This window comes from Streptomyces bungoensis (genome assembly GCF_001514215.1).
GTDB classification, from domain to species: Bacteria; Actinomycetota; Actinomycetes; order Streptomycetales; family Streptomycetaceae; genus Streptomyces; species Streptomyces bungoensis.
Window position 1 is genome coordinate 229,973 of the sequence record NZ_KQ948859.1, and the last position, 21,488, is coordinate 251,460.

Here is a 21,488-nt window from a genome sequence, read left to right on the forward strand (position 1 = left end):
ACGGTGCCCACGCGGCAACGAGGCGGGGACGCGGCCGGGTGGGACTCACGTCACAGTCAGCGCGCGAAGCGGGGCAAGTGGGCCGCGATCTTGGGTACGTCCAGAGCGCCCTGCCAGACGTCGAGAACGAAGCGCTCAGCCTCGTCGACGTCGAAGTCGGAGTCCAGCGGATGCCCGTTCATGTGCAGGAAGACCCAGGTCGCATACCAGGCGATGCGCTTGTTGCCGTCGACCAGGGCGTGGTTGCGGGCCAGCGATTCCATCAATGCCGCCGCCTTCTGCCAGACGTCCGGATAGGCATCCTGCCCGAACACGCTCGACTGGGGACGGGCGAGCGCCGAGTCGAGGAGCCCATAATCGCGCACCTCGTCCGCCCCGAGCCGCTGGGCGAGGTTCAGCAACTCGGGGAGCGTGAGGTAGTGCATCAGGCGAGCCTGCGGTTCAGCTCGGCGCTGGCCTTGAGCACATGATCGGCCGCCTCGTTGAACAGACGCGAGTGCTCGTTTATGGCCGCGATCACGGCGTCGTGCGCGAAGGCCTGCATACTGCGCCCTTCCTGGGCCGCACGCTGTCGGAGGGCGTCGAGCTCTTCGTCCGTAAACCGCAGGTTCAGTCCAGCCATGCGGTTACGGTACTGCGTGGTACCACATGGTGTCATTCGGAAGCCCGCACCCGCCGCGTCACCCACGCCCCCACCACCGCCACCCCCGCCATCGGCAGGAAGACGGCCGCGAAGGCGGCGGGGTGGCCGGTGCCGGTCGCGGGGGACGCCGTCGTGCTGCCGCCGCCCAGGGTGGCGAAGGCCGCGCCGGTCGCCGCCAGGAGGACCACGTTGGACAGGGCGTCGGAGATCTGCAGGGCGGCGGAGTTGGCGCCGGCCTCCTCGGGGGCGGACAGCTGGAGCAGCAGCACGCTCGTGGAGGAGATCACCAGGCCCATGCCGAAGCAGCCGAAGCCCCAGGCGACGGCGACGACCCAGACGGGCACGGAGTGCAGGAGCACGCTCGGCGCGGCGAGGATCGCGGCGGCCACCAGCACCATCCCGGACGTCATCAGCCGCTCCCGGTACGGCTCCACCCGCGGCCGCGACTGCACCCAGGAGCCCAGCGCCCAGGTGCCGCCGCCGGCCGCCAGCGAGAACCCGGCCAGGGTCGGGGACAGTCCCCGCTGGGTGACCAGCATCAGCGGGACGAAGGACTCCGCGGCGATGAAGGACCCGGCGGAGACCCCGCGCAGCAGTACGACGGAGGGCAGCCCGCGGGCGGCGCGGTAGGTGCCGGGCGGGAGGAGACCGCGGACGGCGGGCACGAGCAGCGCGGCGCCGGCCAGGCCCGGGACCAGGGAGACCCAGGTCAGGTCCTGGGCGGCGTACTGGAGGAGCCCGGCGCCGAGGGAGACGGCGAGGGCGAGCCGGATGCGGCGGCGGCCGGCGGGGACGAAGTCGCCGGTGGCGCCCACGGGGCCCGAGGTGCGCTGCCGTATCCGGGGCAGCGCGAGCGCGAGCGGGAACACCACCAGCACGGGTATGCCGAGGAAGACCCACCGCCAGCCGAGGTGCTCGGTCACGGCGCCCGCGGCGAGGGGGCCGACGACCGACGGTACGACCCAGCTCGCGGCGAAGGCCGCCATGATCGCCGGGCGCAGCCGCTCGGGATACGCCCGCCCGACGACGACGTAGAGCGCGACGATGACCAGCCCGCCGCCGAACCCCTGCACGGCCCGGCCCAGGATGAACACCCACATGACCTGGGCGGTGCCGGCGACGACGAGGCCGGCGGCGAAGGCCGCGATGCCGGTGGTCAGCGCGCCGAGCGGGCCGCGCCGGTCGGACCACTGCCCGGCGAGCACCATGCCGAACAGGCTGGTGGTGAAGTACCCGGAGAAGGCGAAGGCGTACAGCGCCAGCCCGTCGAGCTCCCGCGCGGCGACCGGCATCGCGGTGCCGACGGCCGTCGCCTCGAAGGCGATGAGCAGCACGACGGAGACGATCCCGACACTGAGCGCCCGGTACGACCGGCCCAGCACACCGCCGTTCTCTTCCGGGACGCGGGCATCTTCCACCACAGCGGTGTCGGGGGACTCGAGGGCACTCATGCCCGTCAGGGTAAGGCCCGTCGACGGGTTTGGCCCCTGTCGGTGGTCGGGTCCGTCCTGCGACCTTGGTCGTACGCCCGGCCGTGCCCGGCAGAGGTCAGAGCACCCCGCCCGCCTCGTCCTGGAACAGCTCCGTCCAGTAGTGCCAGGCGGTGTCCGGGAGCAGGGGCGTGGGGTCCACGGCGGTCAGAGTGTGGATCATGGCCGCGGCCAGCTGGTCGTAGGCCGTCGTGGTCAGCTCGCGGGACAGGTGCTCGTCGATGGTGCGCTCGTGGTGCAGGAGCCAGAGGGTGAACGCCAGGGTGGAGACGTCGGTGTTGAGGGCGTGGAGCGTCGCGCCGGGCTCGCTGAACGTGAGGACCGCGCCCGTTCTGCCGTCGACCACCAGGCTGTTGTCCTCGACCAGGTACCCCAGGCGGACCAGGTGGCCGGCGTGCGCGGGGAGGGTGGCCAGGACGCGGTCGTCGGGGCGCTCGGTGGTGAAGTACTCGGTGAGGGTGGGCAGCGGCGCGTCCGTGTCGGCGTGGAAGAGGACCGCCTCCTCCGGCAGGCCCGTCTCGCGCAGGAAGCGGCGGGTCGGCTCGTGGGTGAGCGTGGCGGGGAGGTCGATCTCCTCGAAGCGGACCACCCGGCCGTACCCGAACTCCTGGTCCAGGACGCGGGCGGGCACGTCCAGGGTGAGGCCGGACGCGGTGCCGGGGCCGGCGGCGAGGGCGAGCGGGCGGATGAGGGCCGCCGCCTTCCAGTAGGGCGGGACCGCGCCGTCCGTGCCCTCCTCGAAGAGGGCGAGCAGGCGGCGGGTGGCCTCGGCCGCCGTCCCGGGACCGTACTGCCCGGCCAGGGCGGCGAAGCGGCCGCGCAGGCCCGACAGTTCCTCCGTGACCGCGGCGAAACGCAGCAGGGTGTCCAGGGACGGGGCGAAGGGGCGCCACTCGGCCGGGTCGAAGAGGTAGGCCGTCGTGATCTCGCCGGTCGCGCCGTCGAGCAGGATCGACTCGCGGTCCATGCCCGCGGGGTTGAGGAGTTCGCCTATCACCAGGCGGCCGCGCAGCTCCTCCGCCAGGTGGAAGGGACCGTCCGTGGCGTCGCCCAGCGTGCGCAGGCCGTGCGTGCGCAGCGGGGAGAAGGTCAGCAGGTCGGTGTCGGCGGGCAGTCCGGGGCCCGTCAGCAGGCCGCGCGTCGGCGCGTGCGTGACGTGGCGGTCCAGCTCCGCCTCGGTCAGCGTGATCGCCGGAACCCCGGCCTCCGTCGTGCTCATCGCTCCCCCGCGATCGTGCTCGGTACGTCGCCGCGCGCCGTACGCCGTCCCTGGGCAGGGCGTGCCCGGCCGCCCAGGGCCTGTCGGACGCGGCCGTCCCCCACTGCTGCGCACAGTACGCCGCACCACTGACAACGCCCGGTGGGAAGGACGCCGGACGGCCCCGGGCCGTTGCCTCAGGTGAGGTAGATGCCGCCCAGGACGACGACCAGGGCCGCCAGGACGAACACGAGGATCCACAGGAACAGCTTGCCGAGGCTCGGCGGGGGCTCGTAGCGGGGCTCTTCGGGGGGTGCGCTCACGGGGTCGTCACCACTGCGGCCTGGGGGCGGATGGGGAGGCGGTTGACCGGCCGGCCGGTGGCGGCGCGGACGGCCGAGGCGATCGCGGCCGGGGAGGTCACCACGGGGACCGCGCTGACCGACTTGGCGCCGAAGGGGGCGACCACGTCCCGTTCCTCGACCAGTCTCACGATCCGGATGTCCGGCGCGTCCAGGGCGGTCGGCAGGGCGTATCCGGTCAGGTCGGGGTGGCGGATCAGGCCGCGCGGGGTGCGCAGGTTCTCGGTGAGGGCGATGCCGACGCCCTGGGTGACGCCGGCCTCGATGCGGGCGGCGAGCTGGCCCGGGTTGAGGACCCGGCCGACGTCCTGGGCGACGGCCAGCTCCACCACGCGGACCGAGCCGAGCTCGATGTCCACGTCCACCACCGCGCGGATGGCGCAGAAGGCCAGGCCGACGAAGGCGTCGCCCTGCCCCGCGGCGTCCAGGGGCTCGGTGGGGTGCGGGCGGCACTGGGCCGTGGCCCACAGCTCCTTGCCCTCCAGCGCCTCGGTGACGGTCGTCGAGAGCACGCCGTCGTACGAAGTGATCTTGCCGTCGGTGATCTGCAGCAGCTCGGTGGACATGCCGAACTTGTGCGCCAGGGGCTGCAGGAGCTGGGTGCGGACCATCTTGGCCGCGCGCTCCACCGCGCCGCCCGACACCCAGGTGTGGCGGCCGCGGCAGCCCGGGCCGGCCGGCGGCTGGTCGGTGTCGACGGGGACGACGTGCACCTCGTCGACGCCCAGGGTGTCCTGCACGATCTGCCGGGCCAGCGTGGTGAAGCCCTGCCCCGTCTCCACGGCCGCGCAGAGCACGGTCGCGACGCCGTCCTGGACCTTGACGGTCGCCGTGGACACCTCGTCGGCGCCCTCCGCGCCGAGCATGTGCACCATGCCCAGGCCGTAGCCGACGCCGCGGCGCACGGCCCCGGGCTCGCCCGCGCCCTCGGGGCCGCCGGGCAGCAGCCACTCGTCCTCGGGGGTGTCCTTGGGCAGCGGCGGGAGCGGGAAGTCCCGGACCGCCTGGAGGAGTTCGGCGACCGGGGCCGGGCAGGTCACGGTCTGGCCGATGGGCAGGACGTCGCCGGTCGCGAGGACGTTGCGCAGGCGCACCTCGGCCGGGTCCAGGCCCAGTTTCCGCGCCAGCTTGTCCATCTGCGCCTCGTACGCGGCGCACACCTGCATGGCGCCCTCGCCGCGCACGTGGCCGGAGGGCGGGTTGTTGGTGCGGACCGCCCAGCCCTCGATGAAGGCGTGCGGGACGACGTACGGGCCGCACGCGAAGGAGACGGCGGCGGCGAGCGCGTCGGCGGAGGTGTCGGCGTAGGCGCCCGCGTCCAGCAGGATCTGCGCCTCGACCTTCACCAGCCGGCCCTCGGCGTCGGCGTGGTGGCGGTAGCGCAACAGGGTGGGGTGGCGGTGGGCGTGGCCGAGGAACGACTCCTCGCGGGTGGCCGTCAGCTTCACCGGGCAGCCGGTCTTCAGCGCGAGCAGGCCGAGCGGGAGCTGGAAGCCCTGGTCCTCGCGGTCGGCGGTGGCGCCGGGCACCCCGGTGACGACGATCTTCACCCGATCCGGCGACAGGCCGTAGCAGGCGGCGGCCGTGTTGCGGTCGGTGTGCGGGTCGGTGGAGGCCAGGTACAGCTCCACGCCGCCGTCGGGGCGGGGCACGGCGAGGCCGGCCTCGGCGCCGATGGGGGCCGGGTCCGCGCGGCCGATGCGGTACTGGCCCTCGACGACGACCTCGCCGACCGCGTCCGGGTCGCCGTGGCGCAGCGGGATGTGCCGGATCAGGTTGCCGTCCGGGTGCAGCGGCTCCGCCTCGAAGGCCTGTTCGGGGTCGGTCACCGGGTCGAGCACCTCGTACTCGACGATGACGGCGGCGGCGGCCATCCGCGCGGTGTCGGGGTGGTCGGCGGCGACGGCGGCGATGGGCTCGCCGTGGTGGCGCACGACCTCGGAGGCGAACACCGGCCGGTCGGGCGTGCCGCGGCCGTGGCGGGAGGTGCCGGGCACGTCCTCGTGGGTGACGACGGCCCGGACGCCGGGCATCTCGCGCGCGTGGCTGGTGTCGATGGAGACGATGCGCGCGTGCGCGTGCGGGGAGCGCAGGACGGCCGCCCACAGCAGGCCCTCGGCCCACAGGTCGGCGGCGTACGGGAAGGTGCCCTCGGTCTTGGCGCGGGCGTCGGCGTGCGGGAGGGAGGCGCCGAGACCGTGCGGCACCTGCTCGGCGGCCGTCTCGGTGGCGTCCGCGGTGGTCGCGGTGGCGGCTTCGTTGCTCACGCCTGGCCTCCGTCCTGGCCGTGGTGCTGGTCGTGCGGTCCCGGTGTCCCGAAGGTGTGGGGACTGTCGAAGACCCCGTGTCCGTGGGTCGCGTGGGTGTCGAACGCCGACGGGTTGACGCCGCCGGCGCCCGGGCCCGCCTGGTGCGGGATGCGCGGCTCGTCGGTGTCCGTCCCGGCGTCGGCGCCGGTGTGCGCCTCGCGTTCGGCGACGACCTCCTGGACGGCCCGCAGGACGCCCCGGTAGCCGGAGCAGCGGCACAGGTTGCCGCACAGGGCCTGGCGGGTCTCCAGCTCGGTCGGCGCGGGGTTGCCCTCCAGCAGGTCGTGCAGGGTCATCGCCATGCCGGGCACGCAGAAGCCGCACTGCACGGCGCCGCACCGGGCGAGGGCGCGCTGCACGTCGGAGGGCTGCCCGTCGACGGCCAGGCCCTCGACGGTGCGGACCTCGCTGCCGGCCGCGGTGACCGCCGGGACCAGGCAGGAGGCGACGAGGCGGCCGTCGACCTGGACGTTGCAGGCGCCGCACTCGCCCTGCGAGCAGCCGTCCTTGGCGCCCGCGAGCCCGAGCCGCTCCCGCAGGACGTACAGCAGGGACTCGCCGATCCAGGCGTCGGTGACGGGGCGGTCGGCGCCGTTGACGCGCAGCACGTAGGAGGCGAGGGGGTGTTCGTCGTGAGGGGGGAGCGGGGCGGGGTCCTCGGGGTCCGGTGCGTCGGCCGGCGTCTCGTGGGCCGCCGTCGCGTGGTCCTCGCCGGCGCGGGTCGCGGGGTCCTCGGGATCCGCGGCGTCGGGCGCGTCCTCGGATCCCGCCGGTTCCGCCGGGCCGTCGGTGGCCGCCGGGTCGGCGGTGGGGGGTGCGTCGGCCGTGACGGGCGGCTGCGCGGCCTCGTGCGCCGGGCCGGTCCCGGTGGCCGGGCCGTGGTCCGCCGGGCCGCCGGCGGGGCCCTCGGCGGCCTGCGCGGGGTCGCTGTCGTCGGCGGTACCCGCGGGGGTACCTCCCGTCTCGGGTCCGGCCTCCTCGGGGCCGCGTCCGGAGGCGGTGGCGCCGTCCTCGGCCGGATCCGCCGGACCCGCGCCGTCCGCGGGGCTCCCGGCGTACAGGCCGTCGGGGGCGCCGGGTGCTGTGCCGGCCGGGTCGGCGGGGTGGCCGGGCGGGGCCGCCGCGAAGGGGTGGTCCCGCCGCGGTTCCGGCCGCGCCGGCTCCTGCTCCGGCCGGCCCCAGGGCTGTCCCGGCGGCTCCGTCGCCCACGGGGCGGAGGCGCCGCCGGGGAGCGTGGCGGGCGGGGTGCCGCCCCACTGCTCGACCAGCGCCGACGTCGTGAACTCGCCCGACTCGTCCGGCAGGTCGCCGCCGGCGACCGGGATCGACCACTGGCCGGTGACGTCGTGTCCGGGGGCGGGCGGGGCCGCGGGCTCCTCGAAGGTCCACTGCTGCGTGGCCGCGGGCTGGTACGTGAACCGGTCGCCGCCCGCCGGGCCCGGGGGCACGGCGTTGGGGTCGGGCCACTGCTCGCCGCCGCCCGGCGCCGCCCAGGCGCCGCCGCCGTCGGGTTCGCCCGCGCCGGGGGCCGGCGTTATCCGCGGCGGCACGTAGCCGTGGCCGGGCGCGGCCAGGGGGCTGTCACCGGAGAGCAGGGCGTCGATGCCCCCCTCGGGGAGCTTGACGAAGGCGGTGGCGCCGTCGTCGTAGTCGCCCTGGGGCAGCGGGTCCCAGCGGCCGCCGCCCTGGGGGGTGCCCTCTCCGTGCTGGTCGTCGGTCACGACAGCGCCCTCCCCAGTGCTCGTCGGGCCAGCGCGGCGACGGTGCGCCGCAGGTGCAGTACGGCGGGCGGGAGCGGGACGACGGAGCCGTCCGGCTCGGGTACCGGGTCGGGGATGCAGGCCGCGGCCACGTACTCACCGAAGGCCTGCAGGGCCTCCGGGACCAGCGCGCGGTCGTTGTCCCAGTCGATGAGCTGCGCGACCCACTGCTCGGCGTCCAGCGGGCGCAGCGGCATCGGCGCTATGGCGCCGACGGCGCACCGCACCCCGCGCCGGGCCGGGTCGAGGACGACGGCCACGGAGGCCGCCGCGCGGCCCGGGCCGGTGCGGCCGGTCGCCTTCAGGAAGACCTGCGGGGCGTGCAGCAGCGGCACGCGCACGAAGCCGATGAGTTCGCCGCCGCGCAGCATCTCCACGCCGGCCAGCAGGTGGGAGACCGGGATCTCCCGGCGGGCTCCGCCCTGGCCCGCGATGATCAGCGTCGCCTCCAGGGCGGCCAGCACCGGCAGCGCGTCCCCGGTGGGGGCGGCGGAGGCGATGTTGCCGCCCAGGGTGCCCGCGTTGCGGATGTGCGGCGGGCCCGCGGCGCGCGCGGCGGCGGCCAGCGCCGGGATCAGGGCCGCGAAGTCGGGGCGGCCCATGCGCGCGTGCGTGAGGCCCGCGCCGAGCAGCGCGTGGCCGTCCTGGTACTGCCAGCCGCGGATCTCGCTGATCCGCCCGAGGCCGACCAGGGCGGCGGGCCTGAGCTGGCCGGAGTTGACGGCGGCCATGAGGTCGGTGCCGCCCGCCACCGGGACGGCGGCCGGCATGGCGGTGAGGGCCGCCACGGCCTCGTCCAGTGTCGTGGGCAGCGTGACGGCCTGCGCCGCCTGCGGTGCGTGCGTGGTCAAACCGGCTGCCCCTTCCCGCTGCCCCACCTGGTCCCACCTGTGTGGCCGTACGGTACGTGCTCACAGGGCGGACGTGGCAACTCTGGCACATCTTCGCAAGGGGCGGACGCGGGGGTCCGCTAGGAGGCATTCGTCCACCTCATCGGGGAGATGGTCCTATTTTGTGCGCCCCAGCCGATGCATCCGATTAACCCTCCCCAGTGACCATTGGAGGCATTTTTCAGCTTTTCTTACCGGCCTTTTTCCACCGGTCCTTCCCTACCGGTTCGGGGGTGGCCCCTCGATCGGGCGGCCGGGCACACCGGGCCGCCGCTGCCACGGCCGGGGACCGGCGGGCGGCCGGTAGGCGACACCGAGGGCGTCAAGTCGCCGGTAGTGGGCGGCCATCCGGCGCTCGAAGTCCGCGAAGTCCCGCTCCGCCGGGGCGGGCAGCCGGCTCCAGGCGACCTCGGCCAGGGCGGCGAGCCGGGGGAAGGCCTGGTAGTCCACGCGCGCGGCGTCCTCCATCACCTCGGTCCACAGGTTGGCCTGCGTGCCCAGGACGTGCCGGGCCTCGCCGTCGGTGAGTTGGGGCGGAACGGGCTCGAACCGGTAGACGTCCTCCAGGGTGCGCACCCAGCCGATCGGCACCGGCTCGTCCTCGCCCGGCGCCTGACGGTGGTCCAGGTACACGTACTGCTCCGGGCACATGACCACGTCGTGCCCCGCGCGCGCCGCGGCGACCCCGCCCTCGTACCCCCGCCAGGAGGAGACCGCGGCGCCCTCGGCGAGGCCGCCCTCCATGATCTCGTCCCAGCCGATGAGCCGGCGCCCGCGCGCGGAGAGCCACCGGCCGAAGTGGCCGACGAACCACGCCTGCAGCTCCTCCTCGCCGGCCAGCCCGAGTTCGGCGATGCGGGCCTGGGCCGCCGGCGAGGCGCGCCACTGGTCCTTGGGGCACTCGTCGCCGCCGATGTGGACGAACTGCGACGGGAAGAGTTCCAGAACCTCCTCGAACACCCCCTCGTAGAACCGCAGGGTGGTGTCGGTGGGGGCCAGTACGTTGGGGTTGATCCCCCAGTCGTCCCAGACGGAGAGGGCGGTGGTGTCGACGACGTCGGTGTTGCCGAGTTCCGGATAGGCGGCGATGGCGGCCTGCGAGTGGCCCGGTACGTCGATCTCCGGGACGACGGTGATGTGCCGCTCGGCGGCGTAGGCGACGATCTCGCGGACGTCGTCCTGGGTGTAGTGGCCCCCGTGCGGCCTGTGCTCCCACAGCGGCGAGGCGCGGTGGCCGAATCTCGTCCGTGCCCGCCAGGAGCCGGCCTCGGTCAGCCGGGGATGGCGCCGGATCTCGACGCGCCAGCCCTGGTCGTCCGTCAGGTGCAGGTGCAGGACGTTGAGTTTGTGCGCGGCCATCAGGTCGAGGTAGCGCAGCACGCCGTCCTTGGGCATGAAGTGCCGGGCGACGTCGAGCAGGAGGCCGCGCCAGCGGAACCGGGGGGCGTCCTGGACGGTGACGGCCGGGATCTCCCACGCGGTCCGGCCGGTGACCGGGGCGCGCCGGAAGGCGTCGGGGCCGAGCAGCTGACGCAGGGTCTGGGCCCCCCAGAACAGGCCGGTCTCGCTCGCGCCGTCGATCGTGAGGAGACGGCCGTCGGCGGTCAGCCGGTAGCCCTCGTCGCTGCCGAGCTCACCGGCCAGCGCGGGCACGACGCGCAGCAGGACGCGCGAGCCGCTGTCGCGGTGCGGGGCGAGCGGCAGCCCGGTCGCCGCGCCCACGGTCGTCCGCAGCCAGCGCGCGACGCGCTCGGTGCCCCCGGTGGCGTCGATCCCGGTGTCCGCGTCGATGACGTGCGGGGCGCCGTCACCGGGCGGAGCGGGCGTGACGCGGACCGGCGCGGGGATCAGCGCTCCGTCGAGGTCCGGGAAGTGTTTGGTGTCGCTCATGCCGCCCGCCGCACCTCCGCGTCATGCGTCGCACCGCGTGCGACGGCTGCTTCCGCTGCGTACTGGCCGGCGAGCCTACGGATCCGCCGGGGCACCGACAAGAGGTCTGTACCTCTCGGCGCCACCGGCACGGGCGGGCCCCCGGGCGCACATCGGCGCACCCCGGGGGCCCGCGGGCGTTCGGGCGGGCGGACGAGCCCTACTTGTCGCCGTCCTTGCCGTCACCGTCGCCGCCGCTGCCCATGGAGTCGTAGATCTCCTTGCACATGGGGCAGACGGGGTACTTCTTCGGGTCGCGGCCCGGCACCCACACCTTGCCGCACAGCGCCACGACGGGGGTGCCGTCGAGGGCGCTCGCCATGATCTTGTCCTTCTGGACGTAGTGGGCGAAGCGCTCGTGGTCGCCGTCGCCGTGGGACACCTGTGGCGTCGGCTCTACGAGGGTCCCCGTACCAGTCCCGCGCTCGGGCTCGAGAGTGCTCATACGCCCCAGAGTACTGAAGCCCCACCGCTTCAGTTGAGCGACGGGTCGTCCGGATACGTGGCCACCATCGCCAGCTCGTTGCGCTGGCGCCGCAGCACCTCGCGCCACAGTCTCTCGGGCGCCGGGGAGGACACGTCCCCGGGCTCGGACTCGACGACGTACCAGGCGCCCTCCACCAGCTCGTCCTCCAGCTGACCGGGGCCCCAGCCGGCGTACCCGGCGAAGATCCTCAGCGATCCGAGGGCGGAGGCGAGCAGCTCCGGCGGCGCCTCCAGGTCGACCAGACCGATCGCGCCGTGCACCCGGCGCCAGCCGAGCGGGGCCAGGTCGCCGTTCGAGCCGCCCGGGATGACCGCGACGCCGAGCGCCGAGTCCAGCGACACCGGGCCGCCCTGGAAGACCACGCCGGGCTCGCCGGCGAGGTCGGCCCAGCCCTCCAGGATGTCGCCGACGTCCACGGGGGTGGGGCGGTTGAGGACGACACCGAGCGAGCCCTCCTCGTCGTGGTCGAGGAGGAGCACCACCGCGCGGTCGAAGTTCGGGTCCGCCAGGGCGGGGGTGGCCACGAGCAGCCGCCCTGTGAGCGAGGACACCTCGGTCATGCCAGACATGATCCCGCATCTTCCCCCGGCGTGGGGAGCCAATCGGGGTCCGGGAGTGAACGCAGGCCAGGGAGCACGGAAGCGGGCCCGGCGCACGACCCGCCCGGTGACGGCCCGTGGCCGCCGGGGAACGGTTCGTGTTGTGACACAGCCATGACGCGACTGGGTGGTGCTCGGGCTTACGGCAGGGGGGTGATCGGCGATTACCCTGTCTCTCCGGCCCCTGCGCAAAGTTGACCGGCCGGCCCCTGCCCGACTCATCGGAACGCGAGATACATGACCGTCAACGACGATGTCCTGCTTGTCCACGGCGGCACCCCGCTGGAGGGCGAGATCCGGGTCCGCGGTGCGAAGAACCTCGTACCGAAGGCCATGGTCGCCGCCCTGCTGGGCAGTGCGCCGAGCCGGCTGCGCAACGTTCCGGACATCCGTGACGTGCGCGTCGTGCGCGGCCTGCTCCAGCTGCACGGGGTGACGGTCCGGCCGGGTGAGGAACCCGGTGAGCTGGTGATGGACCCCACGCACGTGGAGAGCGCGAACGTCGCTGACATCGATGCCCACGCCGGTTCCAGCCGCATCCCGATCCTGTTCTGCGGCCCGCTGCTGCACCGGCTCGGCCACGCCTTCATCCCCGGCCTCGGCGGCTGCGACATCGGCGGCCGGCCCATCGACTTCCACTTCGACGTGCTGCGCCAGTTCGGCGCGACGATCGAGAAGCGCGCGGACGGCCAGTACCTGGAGGCCCCGAAGGGCCTCAGGGGCACGAAGATCCGGCTGCCGTACCCGTCGGTCGGCGCGACCGAGCAGGTGCTGCTGACGGCCGTGCTCGCCGAGGGCGTCACCGAGCTGTCCAACGCGGCCGTCGAGCCGGAGATCGAGGACCTCATCTGCGTGCTGCAGAAGATGGGCGCGATCATCGCGATGGACACCGACCGCACGATCCGCATCACCGGTGTGGACCAGCTCGGCGGCTACACCCACCGCGCCCTGTCGGACCGCCTGGAGGCCGCGTCCTGGGCGTCGGCGGCGCTGGCGACCAACGGCAACATCTACGTCCGCGGCGCCCAGCAGCGCTCGATGATGACGTTCCTGAACACCTACCGGAAGGTGGGCGGTGCCTTCGAGATCGACGACGAGGGCATCCGCTTCTGGCACCCGGGCGGCCGGCTGAAGTCCATCGCGCTGGAGACGGACGTGCACCCGGGCTTCCAGACCGACTGGCAGCAGCCGCTGGTGGTGGCCCTGACGCAGGCCACGGGGCTGTCCATCATCCACGAGACGGTCTACGAGTCCCGGCTGGGCTTCACCTCCGCCCTGAACCAGATGGGCGCCCACATCCAGCTCTACCGCGAGTGCCTGGGCGGCTCCGACTGCCGCTTCGGCCAGCGCAACTTCCTGCACTCCGCGGTCGTCTCCGGCCCCACCAAGCTGCAGGGCGCCGACCTGGTCATCCCCGACCTGCGCGGCGGCTTCTCGTACCTCATCGCCGCCCTCGCGGCCGAGGGGACGTCCCGCGTGCACGGCATCGACCTGATCAACCGCGGCTACGAGAACTTCATGGAGAAGCTCGTCGAACTGGGAGCCAAGGTCGAGCTCCCGGGCAAGGCGCTCGGCTAGACGAAACGGCGAAAGGGCGGCCCCCCTCGACATGAGGGGGGCCGCCCTTTCGACTTCTCCAGCCGTGGCGCCCCGAAAGGGGCGCGGGGAACTGCGCGACCAGCCACATCAGGCCGGCAGCCACCCACGGCGCCGAAGCCCGGCGGCGCCCCGGTGGACCGGCGCCACAGAGCGGAGCGCTTACTTGCCCTTGGCCGCTTCCTTGAGCTTGCTGCCCGCGGAGACCTTCACGCTGTAGCCGGCCGGGATGTTGATGGGCTCACCGGTCTGCGGGTTGCGCGCGGTGCGAGCGGCACGGTGGGTGCGCTCGAAGGTCAGGAAGCCGGGGATGGTGACCTTCTCGTCGCCCTTGGCGACGATGTCGCCGACGACCTCGGCGAACGCGGCCAGAACGGCGTCGGCGTCCTTGCGGGTCACCTCGGCGCGGTCGGCCAGCGCGGCCACCAGCTCACTGCGGTTCATGTTGTTACTCCCGTGTTCTTCTTGCCATTGAGGCGTGAGGTGAGATCGATGCCGATGCGCTCGCGCCCAGGGACGCATCCTGCCCCTACCTGCGGCGGGAAAGCCAATCCGGCACTCGTAGGAGTCGTGAGAACACCCTAGGGAGTCACAGAAAGGCCCCTTGCCCGGCCGTCACCCTAGAGGGCGCCCGCCGACGGGTGGTTCCACGACGCGCCGTGCGGGGGGCTGCCGTGTCGATCCTCACAGCCCCTGCACCCTACGGTACGACCGTGTCAGACCGTTGCCCCGGCCGCCTTGGCGGCCTCGCGGACCGCTCCGGCCACGGCGCCCGCGACCTTCTCGTTGAAGACGCTCGGGACGATGTAGTTCGGGTTCAGCTCGTCCTCGGTGACCACGTCGGCGAGGGCCTTCGCGGCGGCGAGCATCATCTCGGTGTTGACGGTGCGGGACTGGGCGTCCAGCAGGCCGCGGAAGACACCCGGAAAGACCAGCACGTTGTTGATCTGGTTGGGGAAGTCGGAGCGGCCGGTGGCCACGACGGCCGCGGTCTGGCGGGCGACCGCCGGGTCGACCTCCGGGTCGGGGTTCGCGAGCGCGAACACGATGGCGCCGTCGGCCATGGCGGCCACGTCGTCGCCGTCCAGGACGTTCGGGGCGGAGACGCCGATGAACACGTCGGCGCCGTGCACGGCCTCCTTCAGGGTGCCGGTGAGGTTCTCGGGGTTGGTGTTGTCGGCGATCCAGCGCAGCGCCGAGCCGGCCGGGGCGTCCACCAGGTCCGCGCGGCCGGCGTGCACGACGCCGTTGATGTCCGCGACGACGGCGTTCTTCACACCGGCGGCGATCAGCAGCTTGAGGATGGCCGTGCCGGCCGCGCCCGCGCCGGACATGACGACGCGGATGTTCTCGATCGCCTTCCCGGTGCAGCGCAGCGCGTTGGTCAGGGCGGCGAGGACGACGATGGCGGTGCCGTGCTGGTCGTCGTGGAAGACGGGGATGTCCAGGGCCTCGCGCAGCCGCGCCTCGATCTCGAAGCAGCGGGGGGCGGAGATGTCCTCGAGGTTGATGCCGGCGAACCCCGGGGCGATCGCCTTGACGATCTCGACGATGGCGTCGGTGTCCTGGGTGTCCAGGCAGATCGGCCAGGCGTCGATGCCGGCGAAGCGCTTGAACAGGGCCGCCTTGCCCTCCATGACCGGCAGCGCGGCCTTCGGGCCGATGTTGCCCAGGCCCAGCACGGCGGAGCCGTCCGTCACGACAGCAACGGAGTTGCGCTTGATGGTCAGGCGGCGGGCGTCCTCGGGGTTCTGCGCGATGGCCATGCAGACGCGGGCCACACCCGGGGTGTAGATCATCGAGAGGTCGTCGCGGTTGCGGATGGGGTGCTTCGACGCCATCTCGATCTTGCCGCCGAGGTGCATCAGGAACGTACGGTCGGAGACCTTGCCGAGGGTGACGCCCTCGATGGTGCGCAGCTTGCCGACGATCTCCTCGGCGTGCGCCGTGGAGGACGCCGCGATGGTGACGTCGATGCGGAGCTTCTCGTGACCGGACGCGGTGACGTCGAGGCCGGTGACCGAGCCTCCGGAGGACTCCACGGCGGTGGTGAGCTGCGAGACGGCGGTTCCGCTCGCGGGCACCTCCAGCCGGATGGTCATCGAGTAGGAGACGCTGGGCGCCGTTGCCATGGCCGACTTCCTCTGCTTTCACCGTGTCGCGTGTTGTGCCGTCCGATCGTCGCACCTACCCCTGAGTACGTGGTAGCCGCCCTGGATTGCGGACGTTGTGTTCACCACAGGCGCGCACTTTCGGAATTCTACTTCCACCATACGAGAGACGATCACCGGGCGTAAGCCCAAAAGCGGGAGGCCCACGTCACAGAAGTGACGTGGGCCTCCCACACGTTCATGACACCGACCCGCCATGCTCGCCTCGCGGCAAGTGGTCGCTCGCAGCGACTATGGTTGGGCCCGGGGGCTTGGATCGGGCCGGTGCCACACCCAGGCTAACAAACGGATCCCGTAAGGCCATTCCCGCGCCGTGAGTTCATGGGGTTCTCACTCGCGCAGCAGGTCCGGCACCCCCGCCGCGTCCGGTTCGTCCCGCTCCCCGGAGACCACCGTGAGCTGCTGCGTGGCCCGGGTCAGCGCCACGTACAGCACGCGCAGCCCGGCCGGGGACTCGTCGGCGATCTCCGCGGGCGACACGACGATCGTCGCGTCGTACTCGAGGCCCTTGGCCTCCAGGCTGCCGAGCGCCACCACCCGGTCACCGAGCCCGGCCAGCCAGCGCCGGGCCTCCTCGCGCCGGTTCATCGCCACGACCACGCCGACCGTGCCGTCGACCAGCTCCAGCAGCCGCTCGGCCTCGGCGCGCACCGACTGCTCCAGGGAGCCCCGCAGGACGCTGAAGCGCGGCTCGACCCCGGTGGACCGCACGGCGGACGGCGCCTCGGCGCCGGGCATGGCGAGCGCCAGCACCCGGGAGGCCAGCTCGGCGATCTCCGCCGGGTTGCGGTAGTTGACGGTGAGCTGGAAGCGGCGCCGGGGCCGGGTGCCCAGGGCCTCGTCGCGGGCCTCGGCCGCCTCGTCCGGGTCGGACCAGGAGGACTGGGCGGGGTCGCCGACGACCGTCCAGGTGGCGTGCCGGCCGCGGCGGCCGACCATGCGCCACTGCATCGGGGTCAGGTCCTGCGCCTCGTCCACGATGACGTGCGCGTACTCGGTGCGCTCCTGCGCGAGGCGCTCGGCCCGCTCGCGCTGGGTCTCCTCGCGCACCGGCATCAGCTCCTCCAGACCGGTGAGCTGGTCCAGCGGGTCGAGCTCGCGCTTCCTGCGCGGACGGGCCGGCGTGCCGAGGATCGCCTGCAGCTCGTCCAGCATCGCGATGTCGTGCACGGAGAAGCCGTCCCGCTTCAGCGAGCGGGCCACCTTGCGGACCTCACCGGGGTTGAGGATCCGGCGCGCCCAGCGGCCGAGCCGCCGCTCGTCGGCCATCGCGGCGAGGACGGCCTTCGGGGTCAGCTCGGGCCACCAGGCGTCGAGGAACGCGAGGAAGGAGTCCTCGCCGGCGACGTCCTCGTCGAAGGAGCCGCGCAGCTCGGCGGCCAGCTCCGGGTCGGTGTGCCGGGAGGCCGCGCCGGACTTCGCCCACAGGGCGTCCAGCAGCAGCTTGCGGGCACGCGGGCGCAGCAGGTTGACCGGGGCGGTGCCGCCGAGTGCGGTGCGGCGCACGCGCTCCAGTTCCTCGGCCTCCAGTTCCAGCCGGCGCCCGAAGGCGACCACCCGGAGCCGGGTGGGCGGCCCGGCGGGGGCCGCCCGTGCGGTGTCCTCGTCCCCGGCGGGCGGGGCGGCCGCCCCGAGTTCCAGCGCGCCCCGGGCCGCCTTGCGCAGCACCTTCAGCATCCGGTACGAGCCCTTGGCGCGGGCCACGGCCGGGGAGTCGTACAGCGTGGCCGCCACGCCGTCGACCAGGGAGCCGATCGCGCGGATCGCGACCTGGCCCTCCTCGCCGAGCGAGGGCAGCACGCCCTCGGTGTAGGCCACCAGCAGCGGGGTCGGCGAGACGATCAGGATGCCGCCCGCGTAGCGTCTGCGGTCCTGGTAGAGCAGGTAGGCGGCGCGGTGCAGGGCGACCGCCGTCTTGCCCGTGCCCGGGCCGCCCTCCACGTACGTGACGGAGGCGGCGGGGGCGCGGATGACCAGGTCCTGCTCGGCCTGGATGGAGGCGACGATGTCCCGCATCGTGTGGCCGCGGGCCTGGCCGAGCGCGGCCATCAGGGCGCCGTCGCCGATGACCGGCAGCTCGCGGCCGTCGAGGAACGCCGTCAGCTCGGGCCGCATCAGGTCGTCCTCGACGCCGAGGACCCGGCGGCCCTTGGAGCGGATGACCCGGCGCCGCACGACCCGCCCGGGGTCGCGGGGCGTGGACCGGTAGAAGGGCGCGGCGGCCGGCGCCCGCCAGTCGATGACGAGGGGGGCGTACTCCTCGTCGAGGACGCCGATGCGCCCGATGTGCAGGGTCTCGGCGATGTCGGCGGTGCTGTCGGGGCGCACCGCCCCCTCCGCCGGCTCCACCGCCGTGTAGGCGCCGTCGGGTCCCTTCTTCCCGTCCTTGCCGAGCAGCAGGTCGATCCGGCCGAACAGGAAGTCCTCGAACTCGTTGTTCAGCCGGTTCAGGTGGATGCCGGCCCGGAAGACCTGGGCGTCCCGTTCGGCCAGCGCGCCGGGGGTGCCCACCTGGCCGCGCTGGGCCGCGTCGTTCATCAGGAACTCGGCCTCGTGGATCTTCTCCTCGAGCCGCCGGTACACCCGGTCCAGGTGTTCCTGTTCGACGCTGATCTCTCGGTCGCGCACGGAGTCGTGCGCCTGTACCGATCCGACCGCGGACTGCTGAACCTGAGCGGCCACCGGGCCCCCTTCTGACGTGCTGGGCAGCCGTCAACCGTACGCGAAGGGGACCCGGCAAAGCTACGGCGGCTACGCGTCCACCTGAACGAGCTTCTTGCCGTCGAAGGTCGTCACCTCGAAGTGGTCGATCTCGTTCGGCTTCAGGGCCGTGCCGCCGCCGATGTACAGCGGTTTCCTGGACTCCTCGGTCTTGCCGGCGGGGATGCCGTAGCCCCACTTGGGGACGGACCAGGAACCCAGGGTCTGGCGCTCGCCGTCGGTGCCGACGGCGACCAGGGAGCACTTCAGCGGGCCCTTGACGCCCTTGAGCTCGAGGACCGCGGAGGTGCCCCAGTCCTTCTCGCCCATGGCGACCGTCGCCGTGGCGCCCGTCCCGGCGTCCTTGCCGCTGACCTTGTCGGGCAGCTGGTCGAAGGTCTGCTGGGCGGAGGCCGCCAGCGGTGTGGCCGTCTGCCCCGAGTCACCGCCGCTCGCCGCCATGACGCCCACCGGGCCGCCGACGATCAGCACGGCCGCGGCCGCGACCAGGTAGAAGCCCTTGCGCCGCTTCTGCGCCCGGCGGTCGGCGACCTCGTCGACCAGCTTCTCCACCAGCCGCGGGCTGGGCTTGGCGGACAGCGACTCGCCGATCGAGGGCGTACTGCCGGAGTCCGGCAGGTCCGCGAGGGCGGCCAGCATCGGCTCCATCCCGGCCAGCTCGTCGAGCTGCTGGGCGCACCACTCGCACCCGGCCAGGTGGGCCTCGAAAGCGGTTGCCTCGGCGTCGTCCAGGATCCCGAGGGCGTAAGCGCCGACGGTTTCGTGCTCGTTCGGCACCGGAGATCCCTGCATGGGGCCAGACATACCCGTACCGCTCGCTCCGAATCCCCCGTACACACTCATCACGCCGTCACCCCCCGCTCCTCCAGTGCCAGCTTCATCGACCGCAGGGCGTAGAACACCCGGGAACGGACCGTGCCGCTGGGTATGCCCAGGGTCTGGGCCGCCTCATTGACGGTACGCCCCTTGAAGTACGTCTCGACGAGAACCTCCCGGTGGGCCGGGGTCAGGTCGTCGAGCGCGTCCGACAGCGTCATCAGCCACAGCGCCTTGTCGATCTCGTCCTCCGCGGGGATGACCTCCAGCGGCGACGGATCGACCTCCTGCGGCCGGGCCTGCCGGCTGCGGTGGCCGTCGATGACGATGCGTCGCGCGACCGTCACCAGCCAGGGGCGTACCGAGCCGGTCGCCCGATTGAGCTGACCGGCGTTCTTCCAGGCACGGATGAGCGTTTCCTGCACGACGTCCTCGGCGCGCTGCCGGTCTCCGGCGACCAGCCTGAGGACATACGCGAGCAGAGGTCCGGCGTGCTCGCGGTACAGCGCACGCATCAACTCCTCATCCGGTTCCGAGGGCTGTGAGGACATGCGATGTCGGGCCCTCGCTCCACGTTCATTGGCCACGGCCGCATCCTTGCGCACGCCCACCTCCGGTGTCCGGGGGTTCCCCCAGTCGGTCGCTCGCCCACCCGTACGGACGGGAGCCGCGTGATGTTCAACGGGAGGGGACGGTTTTCCCTGCACTGGCGTGACGAGCGGGACATGCGCGCACATTCCCACCGCATGTTCTTTACATTTCCGGCACAGCACGGGCGGGCTCCGGGCTGCCCGTACTGACGGGCAGCCAAACCCGGTGTTGCACAAATCACTTGGGCACTTTCGAAGGCGGAATCCGGCAGACGGCCCGAACCGGACACTCAGGCCCGCGCGAGGGCCGCCCGCCGCCGGTGCCGGGCCACCCGCTCACGGTTGCCGCAGATCTCGCTGGAGCACCAGCGGCGGCGCCGGCCGCGCGAGGTGTCCAGGTACACGACGGGGCAGTTGTCCCCCTCGCACTCCCGCACCGCGGCCCGCGCGACGGGATCGGTCAGCAGCTCGACGGCGTCCCGCGCGACGACCGCGAGCAGCCCCGCGCACTCGGGCACCACGGCCGACTCCCGCACCAGCGTGCCGTCCGCACGGCGTACGGCGCACGGCGCGGGGGGCGCGGCGCGGGCGGCCTCGTTGAGCCGGCGCAGCGCGAGGTCGTACGACGCCGGCAGCAGCGTGTGCGAGCCGCGCACCAACTGGTCGACACACCCCCGCAGTTCCCGGAACGCGGCCGCCCACTCGGCGTCGGCGTGCGCCAGCGCGGTACCGGGCGGCACCAGCCCGGACCCGGTGATCCACGCGCACAACGGCTCGACGGCGTCCAGCCGTTCGACGGGATGCGTGGTGGCGAGCAGATCCAGACAGATCCGCCCCGCGTCGAACCGCGGCTCGTACGGGGACGTGGCCGTACCCAGTGCCATGTGCCTGTCACCGCCTAGGACGGAGAACGGAGAACCGGAGAAGCGGACGGGATTTCAGAGTGGGGACTTCCCTCCCCCACAGTGCCCGCAGGCGGGCGCGGCCGGAACCCCTTGGACCGGTGGTGAGCGCACCCGGACTCCGCGATCAGCGTCTCCGGGCGGTCTCGGTGCGAGTGCGCTCGTACTCCGCCGGGTCGAGGATCTCCCACACCGCCTGGCCGATGGCGAGCGTGCCGCGAGCAGGCAGGGGCACGTCACCGATGCGTGGGTTCTCCCTCAGCCGGACCGGACGCCCGAGGTCGGCGCCGTCGAACGTGGCGTGCGAGTCGTCGACGAAGTACATCCGCTGCGGCATGAGCGTTCCGGTGTGACCGCTCGGCATCGTGCCGGACAACCGGAGGTCCCCCATGCCCAGCGCACGGGCCAGCCGCTCGCGAGCCCGCACCAGGAGCCGAGGGCGCCAGGTGGCGAGCGGGAGCGCCCCGCCGATGCCGTTGAGGAGACCGAGGAGTCGGGTCGCGGAGGCGGTGAGGGTCCAGTCCAGGGAGGGGGAGTCCATCGTCACCCGCAGGGTGGCCGGGCCCGTCCACGTGAGCCCGATCCGGGCATGCCCGGTGTAGTCGCAGGCAGCGCCGTAGTACCTGGGGCACGCGGTGTCCAGTCGTGGCCCGTCGACGTGGATCGACCAGCTGCCGCTCGGGTCGCGATGCCACAAGGTGCGGTAGGGGCCGAAGCAGTTCTCCGGAAAGACCCGGAGGGCCAGTACGTGACCCGAATCGAAGGGGAGCCCGAAGACACCCCAGCCCTTGACGTATTCGTGACCGGGCCATGGCGCCCGGCCCCGTACGGGCGTGGCATCGGACAGCGCGGAGGAAAGGTCGAGCATCTCCATCACCCCGGCGAGGTTGGGCTGAGCCCCAGGTCAAGGGTACGGGAGTCACGACCGGGTCCGCTTGGTGATCGACTGGCACGTCGCGGCCGGGAGCGCGGATCATGAGGCGGTGACGAAGTGGACCAAGAAGGCGGCTCCGGTGGGGCAACCG

Annotated in this window: 19 protein-coding genes; 1 reads left to right on the top strand and 18 read right to left on the bottom strand. The window is 73.3% G+C overall.

The features are described 5' to 3' along the window. Positions 1 to 56 precede the first annotated feature (56 nt). The 11 genes from AQJ66_RS20140 to AQJ66_RS20185 all read right to left on the bottom strand — a co-directional run bounded on the left by AQJ66_RS20140 (position 57) and on the right by AQJ66_RS20185 (position 11,628). Complete coding sequence (locus tag AQJ66_RS20140) at positions 57 to 425, bottom strand: type II toxin-antitoxin system death-on-curing family toxin (protein ID WP_061923923.1); 369 nt, start codon at positions 423 to 425, stop codon at positions 57 to 59. Beyond that, the gene (locus AQJ66_RS20145; RefSeq protein ID WP_079060293.1) at positions 425 to 622 is read right to left on the bottom strand and encodes a FitA-like ribbon-helix-helix domain-containing protein; all 198 of its coding nucleotides are present in this window, start codon (positions 620 to 622) and stop codon (positions 425 to 427) included. The genes AQJ66_RS20140 and AQJ66_RS20145 overlap by 1 nt, the downstream gene beginning before the upstream one ends. Positions 623 to 654: 32 nt before the next feature. After that, positions 655 to 2,094, bottom strand: a complete 1,440-nt coding sequence (locus AQJ66_RS20150) for an MFS transporter (protein ID WP_061923929.1) — start codon at positions 2,092 to 2,094, stop codon at positions 655 to 657. Positions 2,095 to 2,191: 97 nt separating this feature from the next. Then, positions 2,192 to 3,352 (bottom strand): SUKH-4 family immunity protein, encoded by a 1,161-nt coding sequence (locus AQJ66_RS20155; protein WP_061923932.1) that lies wholly within the window; start codon positions 3,350 to 3,352, stop codon positions 2,192 to 2,194. A gap of 176 nt (positions 3,353 to 3,528) precedes the next feature. Continuing rightward, positions 3,529 to 3,654, bottom strand: a complete 126-nt coding sequence (locus AQJ66_RS40645; protein ID WP_279617326.1) for a hypothetical protein — start codon at positions 3,652 to 3,654, stop codon at positions 3,529 to 3,531. Beyond that, positions 3,651 to 5,960, bottom strand: coding sequence for a xanthine dehydrogenase family protein molybdopterin-binding subunit (locus AQJ66_RS20160; RefSeq protein WP_061923935.1), 2,310 nt, complete (start codon positions 5,958 to 5,960; stop codon positions 3,651 to 3,653). The genes AQJ66_RS40645 and AQJ66_RS20160 overlap by 4 nt, the downstream gene beginning before the upstream one ends. Further along, positions 5,957 to 7,723: a 2Fe-2S iron-sulfur cluster-binding protein gene (locus tag AQJ66_RS20165; protein ID WP_061923937.1), complete on the bottom strand. Its 1,767-nt coding sequence runs from the start codon at positions 7,721 to 7,723 to the stop codon at positions 5,957 to 5,959. The genes AQJ66_RS20160 and AQJ66_RS20165 overlap by 4 nt, the downstream gene beginning before the upstream one ends. Continuing rightward, a complete protein-coding gene (locus tag AQJ66_RS20170; RefSeq protein WP_061923940.1) occupies positions 7,720 to 8,613 on the bottom strand; it encodes an FAD binding domain-containing protein in 894 nt (297 codons plus the stop codon). Before AQJ66_RS20170 ends, AQJ66_RS20165 begins: the two co-directional genes overlap by 4 nt. A 258-nt stretch (positions 8,614 to 8,871) precedes the next feature. After that, entirely contained in the window at positions 8,872 to 10,542 is a 1,671-nt protein-coding gene (locus tag AQJ66_RS20175) for a beta-N-acetylhexosaminidase (RefSeq protein ID WP_079060294.1), read from the bottom strand. A 199-nt stretch (positions 10,543 to 10,741) separates the two neighbouring features. Next, a complete protein-coding gene (locus tag AQJ66_RS20180; RefSeq protein WP_079060295.1) occupies positions 10,742 to 11,026 on the bottom strand; it encodes a DUF3039 domain-containing protein in 285 nt (94 codons plus the stop codon). Positions 11,027 to 11,055: 29 nt separating this feature from the next. Next, positions 11,056 to 11,628, bottom strand: a complete 573-nt coding sequence (locus AQJ66_RS20185; protein WP_061923946.1) for a YqgE/AlgH family protein — start codon at positions 11,626 to 11,628, stop codon at positions 11,056 to 11,058. 276 nt (positions 11,629 to 11,904) lie between these two features. Between AQJ66_RS20185 and murA the strand changes: the two genes are divergently transcribed. Beyond that, on the top strand, positions 11,905 to 13,245 hold the full coding sequence (murA, locus tag AQJ66_RS20190; RefSeq protein ID WP_061923949.1) for a UDP-N-acetylglucosamine 1-carboxyvinyltransferase: 1,341 nt from the start codon (positions 11,905 to 11,907) through the stop codon (positions 13,243 to 13,245). Positions 13,246 to 13,425: 180 nt separating this feature from the next. Here the strand turns inward: murA and AQJ66_RS20195 are convergent, their stop codons facing one another. The 7 genes from AQJ66_RS20195 to AQJ66_RS20225 all read right to left on the bottom strand — a co-directional run bounded on the left by AQJ66_RS20195 (position 13,426) and on the right by AQJ66_RS20225 (position 21,331). Beyond that, positions 13,426 to 13,707, bottom strand: coding sequence for an HU family DNA-binding protein (locus AQJ66_RS20195; RefSeq protein ID WP_061923952.1), 282 nt, complete (start codon positions 13,705 to 13,707; stop codon positions 13,426 to 13,428). A gap of 272 nt (positions 13,708 to 13,979) precedes the next feature. Further along, positions 13,980 to 15,395 (bottom strand): NAD-dependent malic enzyme, encoded by a 1,416-nt coding sequence (locus AQJ66_RS20200; RefSeq protein WP_061923956.1) that lies wholly within the window; start codon positions 15,393 to 15,395, stop codon positions 13,980 to 13,982. Positions 15,396 to 15,764: 369 nt separating this feature from the next. Beyond that, entirely contained in the window at positions 15,765 to 18,116 is a 2,352-nt protein-coding gene (locus tag AQJ66_RS20205) for a HelD family protein (protein ID WP_061923958.1), read from the bottom strand. Positions 18,117 to 18,185: 69 nt separating this feature from the next. Then, positions 18,186 to 18,998 carry an anti-sigma factor family protein gene (locus tag AQJ66_RS20210; RefSeq protein ID WP_425264293.1) on the bottom strand — a complete coding sequence of 271 codons (813 nt, stop codon included), beginning with the start codon at positions 18,996 to 18,998 and terminating at the stop codon, positions 18,186 to 18,188. After that, positions 18,998 to 19,582 carry a sigma-70 family RNA polymerase sigma factor gene (locus AQJ66_RS20215; protein WP_004930798.1) on the bottom strand — a complete coding sequence of 195 codons (585 nt, stop codon included), beginning with the start codon at positions 19,580 to 19,582 and terminating at the stop codon, positions 18,998 to 19,000. The genes AQJ66_RS20210 and AQJ66_RS20215 overlap by 1 nt, the downstream gene beginning before the upstream one ends. A 269-nt stretch (positions 19,583 to 19,851) precedes the next feature. Next, complete coding sequence (locus AQJ66_RS20220; RefSeq protein ID WP_061923963.1) at positions 19,852 to 20,445, bottom strand: CGNR zinc finger domain-containing protein; 594 nt, start codon at positions 20,443 to 20,445, stop codon at positions 19,852 to 19,854. Positions 20,446 to 20,590: 145 nt separating this feature from the next. Beyond that, the gene (locus AQJ66_RS20225; RefSeq protein WP_208611400.1) at positions 20,591 to 21,331 is read right to left on the bottom strand and encodes a hypothetical protein; all 741 of its coding nucleotides are present in this window, start codon (positions 21,329 to 21,331) and stop codon (positions 20,591 to 20,593) included. Positions 21,332 to 21,488 lie beyond the last annotated feature (157 nt).